Raw genomic sequence first — 16,581 nt, 5'->3', positions numbered from 1 at the left:
AACTCAGAAGGCCGAGGGCCGGGCCTGGTAGCCGGCCTGGCGCACGGCACCGATCAGCACATCGACTGGTGCGGTTGCGGGGTCATGTTCGACCTCGATCCGACCGGTGTTGAAATGCACCGCGGCGCTTGTCACGCCAGGAGTCGCGGCCAGCGCCTTCTCGATCTTCGTCACGCAGGAGGGACAGGAGAACTCGTCGCTGCGCAGGATGGTCCTGGTCATTGGTGTTTTCTTTCATTGAGGGCGCGGGACGGCGCCATTGCTTGCCCCGTGAAGGTATGCTGTCCTGATCCGCACAACATTGGCGAAGCCTGCAAGGGATCTTTGCATGGATGCACAAGGTCAGGACTGGAACGACCTGCGCCTGTTTCTGGCGGTGGCGCGGGCGGGCACGCTATCGGGCGCGGCGCGGGCGCTCGGGATCAACCATTCCACCGTCTTCCGCCGCATCACGGCCTTCGAGGAACGGCTGGGCGTGCGCCTCTTCGACCGCCTGCCCAATGGCTATGTCCTGACCGCGCCGGGCGAGGAGATGCGGGATTCCGTCGGCCGCATCGAGGAAGCGATCGCCACGATGGCGCTGAAGGTCACGGGACAGGACCAGCGACCAACCGGCACCATCCGCATCACCGCGACGGACATGCTGGCCGTCGGCGTGCTGCCGCCCCATCTTGCCGCCTTCCGCGCGGAATGGCCGGGGATCGAGCTTGACCTGCTGGTGTCGGACACGGTGCTGGACCTGACCCGGCGCGAGGCGGATGTGGCGTTGCGGGTCGGCAACCCGGTGCAGGACACGCTGGTCGGGCGACGGGTCGGGCGGCTGGCCTTCGCCGTCTATGCCTCGGCCGGACTGCTGGCGCGAGGGGCGGGCGACCCGGAACGGGGCGACTGGGTGGGCTATGGCTCGTCGCACGGGCCGCTCAGCCGCAACCTGGCCCGCTGGTGGCCCGGGATGCGGCAGGTCTGCCGGACCAACTCGATCACCGCGGCGGTGGCGGCGGCCAGGGTCGGGCTTGGTCTTGCCGCACTGCCCTGCGCCATTGCCGACCGCGACGCGGACCTGATCCGCGTTGCGTCCTTCCCCGAGGACTTCGGGCTCGATCTCTGGCTTCTGACCCACGAAGACCTGCGCCGGACTGCCCGCATCCGGGCGTTCCTGGACTTCATGACCGGGGCGCTGGCGGCCGAGGCAGAGCTTCTGGAAGGCCGCGCGCCGCGCCGGGGCAAGGACGCGACAGCCGCGAGCGGGGGCTGACCCTGGCCGGCCGCATGATCTTCAGCACGCCGGCGCGGCGCCGGTCTTCAATCAGTGAGCCAACGGCTCCCAGCCGGGATGCTCGAAATGCGCGCCATAGGCGTTCAGCGCCTGGACGATGGCGGCCGCGCCGGTTTCCACGTCGCCTGCCTCCAGCGCCGAGGCGCCGTCCATGACCTGCGCCAGCACCAGATGGAACTGCTCGTCGGCCGCCGGCTCCAGATCACAGTTCTCGATCATGAAGTCGAGCTGCCTGCCCACCTCGGCAGCCAGGTCCCCGGCCTGAGCGGGGGTCAGGGCATTGGCGTGGATGGCGTCCAGATTGGCGGCCATGACGGTGCGGATCGCGGTCATGCCGTCGATCATGTTCTGATCGCCCTGCCATTTCGCCCCCTCGTCGAGCACCAGCGCCGCAACCGTGGCCTCATGCCCGCCATGGTCATGGCTCTGGGCGGCCATTGCGGGTGCCCCCAGCGCAAGCGCGAGGGTCAGGGCGAGGGCTGTCACGGGTTTCCCGAATTGCATGGTCTTGTCTCCTGGGTTTCTCCGGCATCGGACTATGCCTGCGTGCCGGAAGTTAACCTGTGGGAAGCCGCACAGCGATTGGCGAAAGCAGCAAGGAAGCCTTGCAGGAATGCACAGGCAAGCCGGGCAGACGGACAGGCGCCCCGCTCCGGCGACTTCCCCGGCTTGCGCAAGAAGGGACGGGAGACGACCGCCCTGCAAGCTGGTGGCGCCGTCACCTGTGGGATCAGCAGACATGACTTGCCTCCGGCGCCCCGAACAGCTCGCCCACCGGCACCATCCGGATGCCCCCTGCCCCGCGGAGCAGGAACAGCGCATCGAGGCCGAGGCGCCGGGCCAGGGCGGCACCCTCTTCCTCGCCCAGCACCATCAGCGCGCTGGCCCAGGCATCGGCCTCGGCGCAGTCGCGCGCGACGACGGTGACCGATGCGGGCGGGGCGGGCAGCGGCGCGCCGCGCCGGGGGTCCATGGTATGGGACAGGTCCCGCCCCCCTGCCCTGACCCGGTGCCGGTAGTCGCCCGAGGTCGCCACCGCCGCATCCTGCAGCGCCAGCACGGAGTGGGCCGCGCGCCGGGCGAGATCGGGCGCCTCGATCGCCACCGCCCAAGGCGAGCCGACGGGGCGCAGCCCCAGCGCCCGCATCTCGCCGTCGATCCCGACAAGGGCCGCGCCGATCCCCAAGCGCCGCAGCGTCCCGGCCAGCCGGTCCACGCCATAGCCCTTGGCGATGCCGTTCAGGTCCAGCGACAAAGGCGCGGCCTTCCGCACCCGGCAGGCGGCAGGGTCAAGCTGCACCACCTCATGCGCAGACCGGCGCGGAACGGCCAGCGCCTGCCGGATGCGACCGGCATCGGCCGGGGCGGAGCCGAAGCCCCATGCCGCCACCGCATCGCCCATGCCGATGTCGAAGGCCCCGCCCGAGGCCCGGCCGACCTCCAGCCCCAGCCGCAGCACGGCCATGAGATGCGCGGGCACGGTCACCCATTCCCCGACCGGCGCCGCGTTCAGCCGCATCAGGTCGCTGTCCGGCCGCCAGGTGGACATCTGCGCGTCGATCTCCTCGACCGCCTGTTGCAGCGCCTGCCGCACCGGGGCCGGATCGAGGCCATCCGCAAAGAACAGCACCGACCACCGCGTGCCCATGGTGGGGCCGTTCAGGGCATGGCGGGTCGGGTCAGTAGATGTCTTCGACATAGCGTCCCTCGGCTTTCAGCAGCGTGGGCGTCAGCCCGGCCGGGGCAAGGATCTCGTCCAGCGCGGCGCGAACGCCTGCCGCCATGCCGCGCCCGCCGCAGACCATCACGCGCGCGCCCGCGCGGATCAGGCGGGCGACCTCGGCCGCCTCGCGCCGCAGGGCGTCCTGGACGTGATGCGGGTGCTCGCCGCGCGAGTTGGCCGTCACGAGGCGCGACAGCCGCCCTGCCCGGTGCCACGCGGTCAGTTCCTCGCGATACAGGAAGTCGCTGTCCGCGTGCCGCATCCCGAAGAACAGGTGCACCGGGCGGCGGCGTGCATTGGCGCGGATGAAGCCCGCCAGCGGCCCGATGCCCGTACCCGCGCCGACCAGGATCAGCGGCGCGCGGCCCCGGCCCGGGCGGAAGCCCGGGTTCCGGCGCAGGAAGGCCCGCACCGTCCCGCCCGGCTGAAGTTCCGCAAGCTGCCCCGAGCAGAGCCCGCCGGGCTGCTTGCGGACCACGATCTCGACGAAGCGGTCGCGCGACCCCGAGGCCAGCGAATAGAAGCGCGGCACGGGCGAGCCCTCGGGCAGGACGCCCAGCAGGTCGCCCGCCTGCCAGCGCGCGAAGCCCTGCCCCGTCAGCCGCTGCCAAGCCGAGACCCGCGGCGCGGCAAGGCGCAGGATCGCGGTCGGCGCCTGCACCTCGGCCCCGTAGTCGCGGCGCGAGATCAGCGTCAGCGCCTCGCTTGCGGGCACCACCGGCTGGTGAAGCAGTTCCAGTTCGACCCCCAGCGCCGCACCGAGCGCGCGGCCCCAGCGGGCAAACTCCTGCGGGGACTGGCGGTCGATGGTTGCGAAGGCCAGAAGCTGCGGCCAGCCCCTTGCCGCCGCGGCTGCCGCGACCTCCTCGGCATGGGCGCAGAAGGCGGGAAAGCTGCGGTCGCCGAAGCCCAGCACGGCCAGCGGCGCCTCGGGCGCGCGGTCCAGCCGGTCCAGCCGGTCGAGGAACCCGCGTGCCGAGGCCGGGGCGCAGCCCTCGCCATAGGTCGCGGCAAGGATGATGAAGCGCGCGGCGTTCGGGTAGCGGGCCGGGTCGAAGCCCGCCATCGGCGCGGCATGGACGCGCTGGCCGGCGTCGGTCAGCGCGGCGTGCAGCGTGGCGGCAAAGCCCCAGGTCGAGCCGCCCTCGCTGCCGACCAGCAGGACCGTTTCGGCCCGGCCGGGCGGGGCATTGCCCCGGATGCGCGGCCGGGCGCGGCGTGCGGAGAGCCACAGGATCACGCCCGTGCCGGCCATCGCGGGCACGCCAAGCGCCATCAGCCCCAGCACCAGCCCCAGCACCGCCGCGCCCTGGCCGGTGTGCAGCATGAAGACGGTCTCGGAGACCCGTTGCCAGGCGGAGAGGTCGGCCCAGCCGAGCATCTCGCCGCTGCCCTGGTCCAGATAACCGATGCCTTGCGCGGTCTTGAGGGTATGGACATCCGCCGGGTCGTCCGGATCGGCCAGCGACAGGCTGCGGAAGGCGGCGACCGGCAGCTGCAATGCGGCAACGCCCGCCAGGTCGGCGCCGATCCGGCCGCTGGTTTCGGCCGGGAAGGCCGGCGTGCGGGCGCCGTCCGGCAGCAGGTCGAAGGTCGAGCCCGTCATCCACAGCGCCGTGGCCGAGGACAGCACAAGACCCGCGACCGCCACCCGCGCGATTTCCACATGCAGCCGCCCGGCCAGGGGACCGCGCAGCCGCGCGAACCAGCGCCGCCAGCCGCCCGTCCGCCGCGCCACCAGCGCCACGCCCGACAGCGCAAGCACCAGCATCGCGCCCGCGCCGAGCGCCGTCACGATCCGCCCGGCGTCGCCCAGGAACAGCGAGCGGTGCAGGTTGGTCAGCCAGCGCCGCAGCGGGTCGGGATCGGCCGATCCGGCGTCCTGCCCCGTCGCCGGGTCGATGACCGCCGCCCGCGGGGTGCCGCCGTCGAACCAGTAGGCGGTGACCTGCCCCGAGGGCGCGCGGCGGACCTGTTCCAGCCCCGGATGACTGGCAGCGATGCGCCCGGCCAGATCGGCCACGGTCATCCCGGCCTTCGCCTGGGGCGCGGCCAGCCGCTCGGCCGCGGGATAAAGCGACAGGGCCGCCCCGGACAGTGCCAGCACGACCAGCAGCAGCGCGGCGGCGATCCCCGGCCAGCGATGGATTGCACGGATCATGGACCCCTCAGCGATAGGAGACGCTGGCGATGTAACGGCTGCCCGAGGCGCTTGCCCCGGCGGCAGCCAGCGGCAAGGCGACCTCGTTCGGGCTGTCGCGCATGTCCTCGACGGCGGCATCGACATGCAGGGTGTAGCCAGCGTCGAACAGCGCATCGGCAAGGTCCAGCGTGATTTCCAACGTGCGGCCCGCGCCGACGCTGGCCCCGGTGATCCCGTCCACCTGCCGGGTGTCGCCGCCGGTCGCGCGATACCAGCCGGACAGCGAGTCGTAGTATTTCGACTTGCCGCCGGCCATCCACAGGCTGCCGGCATAGGCCCCCTGCGGATCGGTGACGTAGAAGGCGAGATAGGCCCCGTCGCCGCCATAGTCGTTCAGCGTGGTGGTCAGCGTGACGGGCCGGGCGAGCGCAATCGCGGGAAGGGTCAGGGCGGTCGACAGGGCGAGGATAGCGGCAAGAGGCTTCATGGTCGGGCTCCTTTCTTGGGAATGAGGCGGCCTTCCCCGGCGCCGGCCGCAGGCGGGCCATGCGCCGGGGAGAGGCGGCGGTCAGTTCGCTGGGGCGGCGGGTGCCGGGGTGGCGGCGGGCGCGGAGGCTTCGCGGGCGAATTCTTCAAGCTTCGCCTTGATGACCTGCAGCGTCGCCGGGTCGATCTTCGCCTCGATCGTGTTGCCGCCGGTGTCGGTCACGTTGACCTCGTAGCAGCCGTCGTCCATCTCCATCGACGAGATCGTCCAGCCGTAGTCGTTGGCGAGTTGCGCCACCGCCTCCCAAGACTGCATCTGCTCGGGCGAGACCCGGCAGTCGTCATCGGCAAGGGCGGCGCCGGCAGGCATCGCGGCCAGCACGGCCAGGGTCGCAAGCATCCGTTTCATCGTGGTTACTCCCGTGTTGCGGTTGTCGGATGAGGCGACTCTGGGCCGCTGCGCTGACAGGGGACTGAACCGGGGCGGAAATCTGCGTCAGCTTGCCGTCAGCAAGGAAAAGGCCCGGCCGTTGCGGGCCGGGCCTTGGGTGCGGGAACGTGAACCTAGCGCAGGCTCATCCGGCGCAGGGTGCCGTCGCGCAGCACGAACTGGTGCCACAGCGCCATCATCGCGTGCAGCCCGGCCAGCAGCAGGATCAGGCTGCCGGCGCTCTCGTGGAACTCGGCGACGATGCCGGGCCGCCCCTGCACGGGCGCCGTCAGGGCGGGAAGGTGAATCCCGAGGAACTGCACCCCCACCCCCATCTGCGACGCGGCATGCCAGCCGGTGAGCGGCAGCGCGATCAGCAGGGCGTAAAGCAGCGCGTGTCCCGCGCCGACCGCGACGGCAAGCGGGCGCGATCCATGGTCTGGCTGCGTCCCGCCCATCAGCCGCAGCACCAGCCGCGGCAGGACGAGCGCCAGCACCGCGAGGCCGAGGGTGAAATGCAGAAGCGGCGGGTGCTGGACGACCTCCCGACCGCCCTCGGCCGTGGCCCAGGCGCCCAGCACGGCGGCCGCCGTGGCCCAGTGGAGGACGACAAGGGCCTTGGGATAGCGTGCGATCATGTCCGGCATGGCAAGGGTTCCTGCATGAGGGGAAGGGTTCGGGCGCCGGACCGCGGCGCCTGCGGGCTCATCTGACGACCACCGCGGGCGGGGCGCCCTTCAGCAGCCCGCCGGGCGGCGGCAGGTTGGCGGGCGGGGCCGTCACCGGCGCGCCCTGCCCCCGGCCGCGCTGCCGGTCGTCGTCGTGATCGTCGTCATCGTCGTCGTCCCGCTCGTGGCGGCGGTCGCGGCGTTTCATCTCGACGACCTCCAGCGTCGCTGGGTCGAGCTTGGCCTTGAAGCCCGCGCCCTGCGCGTCGGTGCCCCGGACCTCGTAGCAGCCGTCGTCGATCCTGATCCGACCGACCTGCCAGCCGCGGTCCTCGAGCGCCTTCTGCACCGCCTCGCGGGGTTGCCACCGTTCCATCGCGGCATGGCAGTCGTCGTCATCGGCATGGGCCGCGCCCGCCGCGCCCAGGGCGGCAAGCAGGGCGCCCAGCAGCATGTGCTTTTTCATCGCATTTGCCCTTTGTCATGGTTCAGGCATCATCTGCCGTCCCTGATGACACGCGATCCTGACGGCCAGCTTAAGCGCGCGGCGCCTAGGCGTCAGGCTGGCGACAGGTTGGGCGGGCAGGTCCTGCGGCAGAGGGCGGACGGGGATTTCATGCGAATTCTTCTGATCGAGGACGACACCATCCTGGGCGCGGCGGTCCGCGACCACATCGCCGCAGAGGGGCATTCCGCCGACTGGGTCGGGCGGCTCGACCGCGCGCGGGAACATCTGGACGCCGCGCCCTATGACCTGGTCCTGCTGGACCTGATGCTGCCCGACGGGCGCGGCATCGCCTTCCTGCGCGAGTTGCGCCGGCGCGGCGACGTGACGCCGGTGATCATCCTGACGGCGCTCGACCAGATCTCGGACCGGATCGAGGGGCTGAACGCAGGCGCCGACGACTACCTGACCAAGCCCTTCGACCTGGCCGAGCTGTCGGCCCGGCTGGCCGCGGTCGCGCGGCGCTACTGCGGCAACCCGAACCCGCTGGTGATCCTGGGCGAGCTGGAGATCGACCTTGCCACCCGCACGGTGCTGCGCGCCGGCCGCCGGGTGGACCTGACCCAGCGGGAATGGGCGCTGTTCGAGGCGCTGGTGCAGCGGCCCAGGCAGGTGATCTCGAAGGCGCAGCTGGAAGACCGCCTTTATGCCTTCGGCTCCGAGGTCGAGAGCAACACCATCGAGGTCCATGTCAGCCGCCTTCGCAAGAAGCTGGGCGCAGGCGCGGTCGAGACCCTGCGCGGGATTGGATACCGGCTCGGGGACGGACGGTGAGCCGCCCGGCCAGCCTTCAGGGCCGGCTGTCGCTGTGGCTAACGCTGGGGGCGGCGGTGCTGTGGACGCTGGCCGCGGCCCTGACGGCCGGGCAGTTGCGCGACGAGATGAACGCGGTCTTCGACAGCGCGCTGGAAGAAGCCGGCCAGCGCCTGCTGCCCTTGGCCGTGCGCGACATCATCGCGCGGGACGATGACGACAGCCCCAGCCAGGGCGTGACCACGCTGCGCGCACATGACGAGCTTCTGACCTATGTCGTGCGGGATGCCGAGAGCCGGGTGCTGCTGCATTCGCATCGGGCCGACCCGGCGGTGTTCCCCCCTTTCCCGGGCATGGGCTTCGCCACCACGCCCACCCACCGCATCTATTCCGACGCGGCCCTGCAGGGCACGATCACCATTTCCGTGGCCGAGCCGCTGGCCCACCGCCATGCCGCCGCGCGCAAGGCGCTGGCCGGGCTGGCGCTGCCGCTCGCGCTGATCGTGCCGGCCAGCCTTCTCGGGGTCTGGGCCGCCGTCCGGGCCGCGATGGCCCCGATCCGGCGCTTCCGGGAAGGCATCGAGGCGCGCGGCCGGGGCGACCTCTCGCCCATCCCGGCCGAGGGGCTGCCCTCCGAGTTCCGGCCGAACGCGCGGGCGGTGAACCACCTGCTCGACCGCCTGCGCCGGGCGCTTCAGGCCGAGCGCAGCTTCACCGCCAACTCGGCGCATGAGTTGCGCACACCCGTCGCAGGGGCGCTGGCGCAGGTGCAGCGGCTGGTCCTCGAAGCGCCCGACGAGGCCACCCGCGCCCGCGCCCGCGAGGTCGAGACCGCCCTGCAGCGGCTGGCGCGGCTGTCGGAAAAGCTGATGCAGCTTGCCCGCGCCGAGGGCGGGCGGTTGCAGGCGGATGCGCCGGTCGATCTCGCGGCGGTCCTGCGGATGGTCGTGGCCGACATGACCCGCGACAACGGCGGCCGGATCGACCTGGCGCTGCCCGAGGCGGGCGTGCCCTCCTTCATCGACCCCGACGCCTTCGCGATCCTCGCCCGCAACCTGATCGAGAACGCGCTGCGGCATGGCGCCCAAGGCGCCCCTGTCGAGGTCTCGCTGTCCGCTGCAGGCCTGCTGCGCGTGGTCAACGCGGGGCCGGCGGTCCCGGCCGACCGGCTCGGGCGCCTCACCCGCCCCTTCGAGCGCGGCGCGACCGGGGCGCAGGGCAGCGGGCTGGGGCTGGCCATCGCCCAGGCGATCGCCGAGGGCACCGGCGGGCGGCTCGAGCTGATCTCTCCGGCCGAGGGGCGGGTCGACGGCTTCGAGGCAAGGTTTTCGACAAGCCGCGCCGGATTGCGGTAGGATCACCCGTGAAGGAGGCCGCCATGAAACGCATCTCGTCCCTCGATCTCTCGATGGCCCTGTCGCTTGCGGCGGTGCTGGGGCTGGCGCTGGCCGCGGCGGGGTTGTGGCTGGGGAACGGGCGCTTCGGCTTCCTCGTCGCCCCCGGCCTGGCGCTGGTCTATCTGGCCGGCGGGGTCCCGGCGGCCGGCCGCGCGCTGGGGTCGCTGTGGCGCGACCATGTGCTCGACATCGACCTGCTGATGGTGGTGGCGGCGCTGGCGGCGGCAGCCGTGGGCGCGCCCTTCGAGGGCGCGGTGCTGCTGACACTCTTCAGCCTGTCGGGCACGCTGGAGAAGCGCGCGCTCGGCCGCGCCCGCCGCGCGATCGAGGCGCTGATGGCGCTGCGCCCCGAAACCGCCCTGCGCAGGGGACCGGATGGGACGGTCGCCGAGGTGCCCGCCGCCGATCTCGTCGCGGGCGATGCCGTGGTCCTGCGCCCCGGTGCCCGCGTGCCCGCGGACGGGGTAATCGCCACCGGCCGCGGCGGCGTGGACGAGGCTCATATCACCGGCGAATCCATGCCCGTCTCCAAGGCGCCGGGCGATCCGGTCTTCGAGGGCACGGTCAATCTCGACGGCGTGCTGGACGTCACCGTGACGCGCGGGGTGGGCGACAGCACCATCGCCCGCATGATCCGGCTGGTGACCGAGGCGCAGGCGGCCAAGGCGCCGTCCGAGCGGTTCAGCACCTGGTTCGGCCAGCGCTACACGGTCGCGGTGCTGGTCGGCGCGGCGCTTGCCTTTGCCGTCTTCCGCTGGCTGGGCCACGACTGGGACGGGGCGCTTTACAAGGCGGCGACGCTGCTGGTCGCGGCGAGCCCCTGCGCCATCGTCATCTCGGTCCCGGCGGCGATCCTGTCGGCGCTGTCGGCGGCCGCGCGGGGTGGCGTGCTCTTCAAGGGCGGCGCCGCGCTGGAGACGCTGGCCGCGGTCGAGACATTCGCCTTCGACAAGACCGGCACCCTGACCACCGGCCGGGCGACGGTCACGCAGGTCGTGGCGCTGGATGGTGACGAGGCCGGGTTCCTGTCGCGCCTCGCCGGGATCGAGGCGCAGTCCGAGCATCACATCGCCGCTGCGATCCGCCGCGCGGCCAAGGTGCGGGGGCTGTCGCCCGCGCCCGTCGCGGACACCGTCAACCGCCCCGGCAAGGGCATCGTCGGGACCGTCCCTTCGGGCACCATCTGGGCCGGCAATCCCTATCTCGCGGCCGAGATGGGCGCCGACCTCGGCCACCCTGCACTCGCCGTGCTGGATGCGGGGGCGCAGACGCTGGTCTATCTGGGACGCGGGTCGCAGCTGCTGGGTGCGGTCACCGTGGCCGACGAGGCGCGGGCCAGCGCCGCCCCTGCGCTGGCCGCGCTGCGCGCGGGCAGGGTGCGGCGGATCGTGATGATGACCGGGGACCGGCGACCCGTCGCCCTGCGGATCGGCGCGGAACTGGGACTGCGCCCCGAGGAGATCGAGGCCGCGATGCTGCCAGACGACAAGGTGCGGGCCGTAGCCGCGCTGGCGGAACGGGGCCGGGTCGCCTTCGTCGGCGACGGGGTGAACGACGCCGCCGCGCTCGCCCGCGCCGACGTGGGCATCGCCATGGGGGCGGCGGGCTCCGAGGTCGCGCTGCAGGCCGCCGACGTGGCGCTTCTCTCCGAGGACCTGGAACGGCTGGCCCATGCCCACCGCCTGTCCCGCCGCACCGCCCGGATCATCCGCCAGAACCTGGGCTTCGCCCTGGGGGCCATGGTCCTGCTGGTGACGGGTGGGCTGTTCTTCGACCTGCCCCTGCCGCTGGCCGTCGTCGGCCACGAGGGTGGCACCGTGCTGGTGGTTCTCAACGGGTTGCGCCTGCTCTCGGACCCGATCCGGCAGGCAGCACAGGAAAGAGACGCAGGGGGCTTGGTTTCAGCCGAGACGGCACAGGGAGGCTGGCGAGCGAGCGCCTCTTCGAATACCTCGGTCGTTTCGCCGAAAGGCTAGCAACCGTGACGATGCTCAGGGCTGATGCCGCTAGGGAGTGCCATTTTTCAGGACCGCATTCGCGATGGTAACAGTCGCTTGGAAATCGCGACGATGATCCTCGAGGGTGCGGGCAGATCCTGAATGATCTCGGCCTGGCGCGTATGGCCTGCCGGCGGGTTCGGGAGCCTGAACCGGCGGCCACGCGGCAGACAGAAGCCATCGAGCCAGTCGCGGAAGACATCTATCCCGACTAGTGTCGCCGCTGCTATCAGGTCACTCTCTCGTCCTTCTTTGCGCTCCCGGAGAACGGGTTGCCGTCAACTGTCCGAGACGGTGAAGAAAGGTGGGATCAGCCAGCTAGAGAGCGTGGTCATGCACAAGGTGTTTGGCGCTGTATCCCACCTCCGTCACCGATCCGAGCCATGACCAGTGATGGGGCATCTGTAGCAGGGTCGAGATACCTAGTCCGACAAAGCCGGAACGTGATCTCATCGGCCACGGCTGACGCGTTGCGGGCAGACAGGCTGGCTGAACCTTCCCCACTTCTCAGCAGACCGTCGCAGTTTTCCTGCCAGCCCGTTCGGGGGCTCGCAAGACCTCGTCGCTGCGGGATGCTGCGATCCATTCCTCGTTGGTCGGCTCGACACCGACGACGACTCGACCGGATGCCGAGGAGATCACCGGGGCGTTGTCCAGGTTCGCCTGCGCGTCCAGCGCCACGCCCAGGAAGTCCAGCCCTTCGCAGATCCGCGCCCGGATCGTGGCATTGTGCTCGCCGATGCCCGCGGTGAAGACCAGGAGGTCCAGCCCGCCGATAGCCGCCGTCACCGACCCGATCTCGCGCACGGCCCGCCGAACGTAGAGCGCAAGCGCGTCCCGAGCGGTTTCCTGCTCCTCCTCCCGCGCAAGCAGGACGCGCGGGTCCGACGAGATGCCCGACACCCCCAGCAGGCCCGAGTCGTGGTAAAGCAGATGCCCCAGTTCCTCGGGCGAGAGCTTCTCGGTCTGCATCAGGTAGAGCAGCGCGCCGGGGTCGATGCTGCCGCTGCGGCTGCCCATCATCAGCCCTTCCAGCGCCGAGAAGCCCATGGTGGTCGCCACGCTTTTCAGGCCGACCATGCCGCAAAGGCTGGCGCCGCTGCCCAGATGGGCGACGATCACGCGGCCTCGGGCCAGTTCGCCGTGGCGCTCGGCCAGGGCGATCGACTGGTATTCATAGGACAGCCCGTGAAAGCCATAGCGACGCACGCCCCGGTCCCAGAAGGCTCGAGGCAGCGGCAGCATCTTCTCGACTGTCGGGAGGCTGTGGTGGAAGGCCGTATCGAAGCAGGCCACCTGCGGCACGCCCGGACGCTGCGCCAGCAGTTGCTCCACCGCCTCCAGGGCGAAGGGCTGGTGCAGGGGGGCGAGCGGGATATAGCCGCGCAGATCGGCCAGAACCTCGGCATCGACGCGCACGGGCTCGAAGTAGCGCGCGCCGCCATGAACGATCCGGTGCCCGATCGCCCCTATGGCGCGGTCGCCGCGGCGCCGGTCGATGCGGGCGCCAATATGGGCGAGCGCGGCGGTATAGGGCGCGGCCGGGTCCAGCACGACCGGTGCGGGGGGAACGCCCGTCTCGCCGAAACTCGGCGCGGGCCCGGTGATCCCGTCCACCTTGCCGTTCCACAGCGGCTTGCGGGCAACGGGCTGCCGCCGCTCGAACAGCGCGAACTTGATGCTGGACGAGCCGCAGTTCAGGACAAGGATCAGGTCGTCCGGGCTGGTCATGGCGGGCTGGTCCGGTAGCGATGCGCCAGCATCACCGCCAGCGCGCAGGAGGCAAGCCGGGTGTCGCGGGCGTCGGCCCGGCTGGTCAGCACGATGGGCACCCTGGCCCCCAGCGCGATGCCCGCCGTGTCGGCGCCGCCCAGATATTCGAGCTGCTTGGCCAGCATGTTGCCGCTTTCCAGATCGGGCACGACAAGGATGTCCGCCCGCCCCGCCACCGGAGAGACGATGCCCTTGACCTGCGCGGCTGCCGCCGAGACGGCGTTGTCGAAGGCCAGCGGCCCGTCGAGAACCGCCCCCGCGATCTGGCCGCGGTCGGCCATCTTGCACAGCACCGCCGCGTCCAGCGTGGCGGGCATGCCGGGCGAGATCGTCTCGACCGCGGCGAGGATCGCCACCCGCGGCGTCTCGACGCCCATCGCATGGGCCAGATCGACCGCGTTGCGGACGATATCGGCCTTTTCCGCCAGCGTGGGCGCGATGTTCACCGCCGCGTCGGTGATGATGAAGGGGCGCGGATAGGCCGGCGTCTGCATGACGAAGCAATGCGTGACCCGGCGCTTGGTCCGCAGGCCGCCCTTGGCGGCGATCACGGCGCCCATGAGTTCGTCGGTGTGCAGGCTGCCCTTGACCAGCACCTCGACATGGCCGGCGGCGGCAAGCTCGACCGCCCGCTCGGCCGCCGCATGGCTGTGGGGGACGTCCTCGATGGCGATGCCGGACAGGTCCAGCCCCGCCTCTGCCGCGACACCTTCAAGGCGCGCGCGCGGGGCCACCAGCACGGGGACGATCAGCCCCGCGTCGCGCGCGTCGATCACCGCCGACAGGCTGAGCGCGTCGCAGGGATGCACCGCCGCGGCCCGCACCGCGTCGAGCCCGCGTACGAGGTCCAGGAGCCGCGTGGTCCCGCCGTTGGCCGTCTGGGCCAGCCGCACCTCGGGCAGGGTCGTGCGCTGCCAGCGGCGCTTTTCGGCGGGGGCGATCAGGTCGGCATGGCCGTCAATGACGACGGTGCCGTCCTGGTTGGTGCAGCGGCAGGACAGGCGCAGCCGGTGCGAGGCCGGGTCGTGCTCCACCACCTCGACGCTTGTGGAAAGGGTGTCGCCGGCGCGGATGGGCGCGCGGAATGCCAGTTCCTGCCCCAGATGGGTGGCGCCCGGCCCCGGCAGGCGGGTGCCGAGCACCACGGCGACCAGGGCGCTCGCCAGCATCCCGTGGCTGAGCCTTTCGGCCAGATGCGCTTCCGCCGCCGCGTCGGGATCGAGCGCATCGCCCCCGTCAAAGCCGGTCAGCGCCGCCAGCAGCCGGATGTCGTCCAGCGTCAGCCTGCGCGTCATCGACGCGCCGTCGCCCAAGGCGATCTCGTCGAAAGTCCTGTTTTCAAGGGCCGTCAGGCCGTCGGCGATCATCGGCTTTCTGTCGGGCATGATATCCTTTCCGTGGCAGGGGCCAGTCCAGCGGGCTTCCTTCCCCGCGTCAAGGGCGGTTGCCCCTGCCCCGGCCGGACCGGCGGCCGGGCTTCGCATTAGCGCTGCAGGACGTAGCTGCCGGGGGCATCCATGATCGGGGGATGGCTCGGGCTGCCCAAGAGCGGGGGCGCCACCCGTTCCGGGGTCGAACCGGCATCGAGCCAGGCGATCCATTCCGGCCACCACGAGCCGGGCTTCGTCGGTGCCGCCGCAAGCCAGTCCTCGGTCCCCACGACATGGTCGTCCTTGCGCTGCCGGGCCAGGCGATAATGCCGGCGCGGATGGCCGGGCGGGCTGACGATGCCCGCATTGTGCCCGCCGCTCGTCAGCAGGAAGGTCACGTCGGTGTCGGCGAGATAGTGGATCTTGTAGACCGACCGCCAGGGCGCGACATGGTCCCGCTCTGTCCCGACGACGAACAGCGGCACGCGGATGTTCTGCAGCGCCGCGGGGCGGCCATCGACGACGAAGCGCCCGGCCGCGAGTTCGTTGTCCAGGTAAAGCCGCTGCAGATACTCGCTGTGCATCCGATAGGGCATGTGCGTGGCATCGGCGTTCCAGGCCATCAGGTCCGTCATCGCCGTGCGCTGGCCGGTCATGTAGTCCTTGACCAGCCGCGACCAGATCAGGTCGTTGGACCGCAGAAGCTGGAAGGCCCCCGCCATCTGGTCGGCCGCCAGATAGCCCTGGTCCCACATCATCCCTTCCATCACCCGCAGCTGGCTGTGGTCGATGAAGAGCGCGAGTTCCCCCGGTTCGGTGAAATCCGTCTGCGCCGCGAACAGCGTCACCGAGGCGAGCCGCTTGTCCCCGCCCCCGCCCATCGCGGCCGCCGCGATCGCCAGCAGCGTGCCGCCCAGGCAATAGCCCGTGGCATGGACCCTCGCCCCCGGCAGGATGTCGCCAATCGCATCCAGCGCGGCCATCACCCCCATCCGGCGGTAGTCGTCCATCGACAGCTCGCGGTCCTCGGCAGAAGGATTGCGCCACGAGATGCAGAAGACCGTGTGCCCCGTCGCGACCAGATGCCGGATCAGCGAGTTCTGCGGCGACAGGTCGAGGATGTAGTATTTCATGATCCAGGCCGGGACGATCAGCACCGGCTCGGCCACCACCCTCTCCGTCACCGGCGCATACTGGATCAGTTCGATCAGGTGGTTGCGATAGACGACCTTGCCCGGCGTGGCCGCGACATCCTCGCCCACGCGGAAGGCCTCGGTTCCCGCGGGCGGCTGCTTCAGCAGGATGCGCTGCGCGTCCTCCAGCCAGTTGCGCCATCCCTGCACGAAGTTCTGCCCGCCCGTCCCGACCGTGCGGGCGATGACCTCGGGGTTGGTGAAGGGGCTGTTCGAGGGCGAGAAGACGTCGAGCATCTGGCGCGTGGTGAAGGCAACGACATCCTCGTGATGGGGCGCCACGCCGGGGACGTCATGCGTCGCCTGGTGCCACCACTGCTGGTTCAGCAGAAAGGCCTGCGCCCAGATCGAGAACGGCGGCTGCCGCCAGGCTTCGGCCCAGAATCGGTTGTCGCCCGGCAATGGCTCGATGCTCGGGGCGGCCTCGGCGCCGCTGGCCACGGCCGCCGTGTGCATCCCCAGCCGGGCGGTCTTGCGCAGGGCCTTCTGCACCAGCTGCATCTGCTTGCCCGGCGCCATCATCAGGTGCATCCCCCAGTCCATGACGGCCAGCGACAGCCCGACCGGGGACAGGCCGCCCGTGAGCTTGCTGGCCGTCGCCGCCTGCATCCGGTTCAGCGCCCGCAAGGCTTCGGGCATCTCGTCGGCATCTGATGTGCCCTGTCGTTCCGTCGGCTCGGGCAGGTGCAGGGCCGCCCGGTCCCTGGGAGGTATGTCGTTCATGTTTCCGACCCGTGTTGCTGACGATCCTAGCACTACTTTGGCAGATTTTCAGGGGAGAGGATTTTGCGGCAGTGGGGACAACGGAATGGGGGCGGCTGCGCGAGAGCAGTGAGGATGGCCTGCCTGACGGCGGGCAAGCTCGGT

At 71.2% G+C, this 16,581-nt stretch carries 15 protein-coding genes; 4 read left to right on the top strand and 11 right to left on the bottom strand.

The window, feature by feature from the left end:
- Nucleotides 1-3: 3 nt before the first annotated feature.
- Nucleotides 4-222 carry a heavy-metal-associated domain-containing protein gene (locus H5395_RS14860; protein ID WP_090757158.1) on the bottom strand — a complete coding sequence of 73 codons (219 nt, stop codon included), beginning with the start codon at nt 220-222 and terminating at the stop codon, nt 4-6.
- A gap of 106 nt (nt 223-328) precedes the next feature.
- Between H5395_RS14860 and H5395_RS14855 the strand changes: the two genes are divergently transcribed.
- Nucleotides 329-1,255: a LysR family transcriptional regulator gene (locus H5395_RS14855; protein WP_182793351.1), complete on the top strand. Its 927-nt coding sequence runs from the start codon at nt 329-331 to the stop codon at nt 1,253-1,255.
- 51 nt (nt 1,256-1,306) lie between these two features.
- Here H5395_RS14855 and H5395_RS14850 read toward each other — a convergent pair whose 3' ends face one another.
- The 7 genes from H5395_RS14850 to H5395_RS14820 form a co-directional block, all read right to left on the bottom strand.
- Nucleotides 1,307-1,780, bottom strand: a complete 474-nt coding sequence (locus H5395_RS14850; RefSeq protein WP_182793350.1) for a hypothetical protein — start codon at nt 1,778-1,780, stop codon at nt 1,307-1,309.
- Nucleotides 1,781-2,006: 226 nt separating this feature from the next.
- The gene (locus H5395_RS14845; protein ID WP_182793349.1) at nt 2,007-2,975 is read right to left on the bottom strand and encodes an FAD:protein FMN transferase; all 969 of its coding nucleotides are present in this window, start codon (nt 2,973-2,975) and stop codon (nt 2,007-2,009) included.
- Nucleotides 2,956-5,160: a PepSY domain-containing protein gene (locus H5395_RS14840; RefSeq protein WP_182793348.1), complete on the bottom strand. Its 2,205-nt coding sequence runs from the start codon at nt 5,158-5,160 to the stop codon at nt 2,956-2,958. Before H5395_RS14840 ends, H5395_RS14845 begins: the two co-directional genes overlap by 20 nt.
- Nucleotides 5,161-5,167: 7 nt before the next feature.
- Complete coding sequence (locus tag H5395_RS14835) at nt 5,168-5,629, bottom strand: DUF2271 domain-containing protein (protein WP_182793347.1); 462 nt, start codon at nt 5,627-5,629, stop codon at nt 5,168-5,170.
- 81 nt (nt 5,630-5,710) lie between these two features.
- Nucleotides 5,711-6,037, bottom strand: coding sequence for a PepSY domain-containing protein (locus H5395_RS14830; RefSeq protein ID WP_182793346.1), 327 nt, complete (start codon nt 6,035-6,037; stop codon nt 5,711-5,713).
- 155 nt (nt 6,038-6,192) lie between these two features.
- The gene (locus H5395_RS14825; protein WP_182793345.1) at nt 6,193-6,705 is read right to left on the bottom strand and encodes a cytochrome b; all 513 of its coding nucleotides are present in this window, start codon (nt 6,703-6,705) and stop codon (nt 6,193-6,195) included.
- 58 nt (nt 6,706-6,763) lie between these two features.
- Nucleotides 6,764-7,192 (bottom strand): PepSY domain-containing protein, encoded by a 429-nt coding sequence (locus H5395_RS14820; RefSeq protein ID WP_182793344.1) that lies wholly within the window; start codon nt 7,190-7,192, stop codon nt 6,764-6,766.
- Nucleotides 7,193-7,342: 150 nt separating this feature from the next.
- Between H5395_RS14820 and H5395_RS14815 the strand changes: the two genes are divergently transcribed.
- Genes H5395_RS14815 through H5395_RS14805 form a run of 3 tightly spaced genes read left to right on the top strand, consistent with a single transcriptional unit; the run spans nt 7,343 to nt 11,357 of the window.
- The gene (locus H5395_RS14815) at nt 7,343-8,005 is read left to right on the top strand and encodes a response regulator transcription factor (protein WP_182793343.1); all 663 of its coding nucleotides are present in this window, start codon (nt 7,343-7,345) and stop codon (nt 8,003-8,005) included.
- Nucleotides 8,002-9,339: an ATP-binding protein gene (locus tag H5395_RS14810; RefSeq protein WP_182793342.1), complete on the top strand. Its 1,338-nt coding sequence runs from the start codon at nt 8,002-8,004 to the stop codon at nt 9,337-9,339. The genes H5395_RS14815 and H5395_RS14810 overlap by 4 nt, the downstream gene beginning before the upstream one ends.
- Nucleotides 9,340-9,362: 23 nt before the next feature.
- Nucleotides 9,363-11,357 (top strand): heavy metal translocating P-type ATPase, encoded by a 1,995-nt coding sequence (locus tag H5395_RS14805; protein ID WP_182793341.1) that lies wholly within the window; start codon nt 9,363-9,365, stop codon nt 11,355-11,357.
- 528 nt (nt 11,358-11,885) lie between these two features.
- Here the strand turns inward: H5395_RS14805 and H5395_RS14800 are convergent.
- The 3 genes from H5395_RS14800 to H5395_RS14790 all read right to left on the bottom strand — a co-directional run bounded on the left by H5395_RS14800 (nt 11,886) and on the right by H5395_RS14790 (nt 16,437).
- Nucleotides 11,886-13,109: an acetate/propionate family kinase gene (locus tag H5395_RS14800; protein ID WP_182793340.1), complete on the bottom strand. Its 1,224-nt coding sequence runs from the start codon at nt 13,107-13,109 to the stop codon at nt 11,886-11,888.
- Nucleotides 13,106-14,536, bottom strand: a complete 1,431-nt coding sequence (locus tag H5395_RS14795; RefSeq protein ID WP_182793339.1) for a bifunctional enoyl-CoA hydratase/phosphate acetyltransferase — start codon at nt 14,534-14,536, stop codon at nt 13,106-13,108. Before H5395_RS14795 ends, H5395_RS14800 begins: the two co-directional genes overlap by 4 nt.
- Nucleotides 14,537-14,634: 98 nt before the next feature.
- Complete coding sequence (locus H5395_RS14790) at nt 14,635-16,437, bottom strand: alpha/beta hydrolase (RefSeq protein WP_255440716.1); 1,803 nt, start codon at nt 16,435-16,437, stop codon at nt 14,635-14,637.
- Between the last annotated feature and the right edge of the window lie 144 nt (nt 16,438-16,581).

The sequence above is a fragment of the Paracoccus sp. MC1854 genome (assembly GCF_014164635.1).
GTDB lineage: Bacteria > Pseudomonadota > Alphaproteobacteria > Rhodobacterales > Rhodobacteraceae > Paracoccus.
Note: the sequence above shows the minus strand (reverse complement) of the source record. Positions and strands in the feature narration are given on the sequence as shown.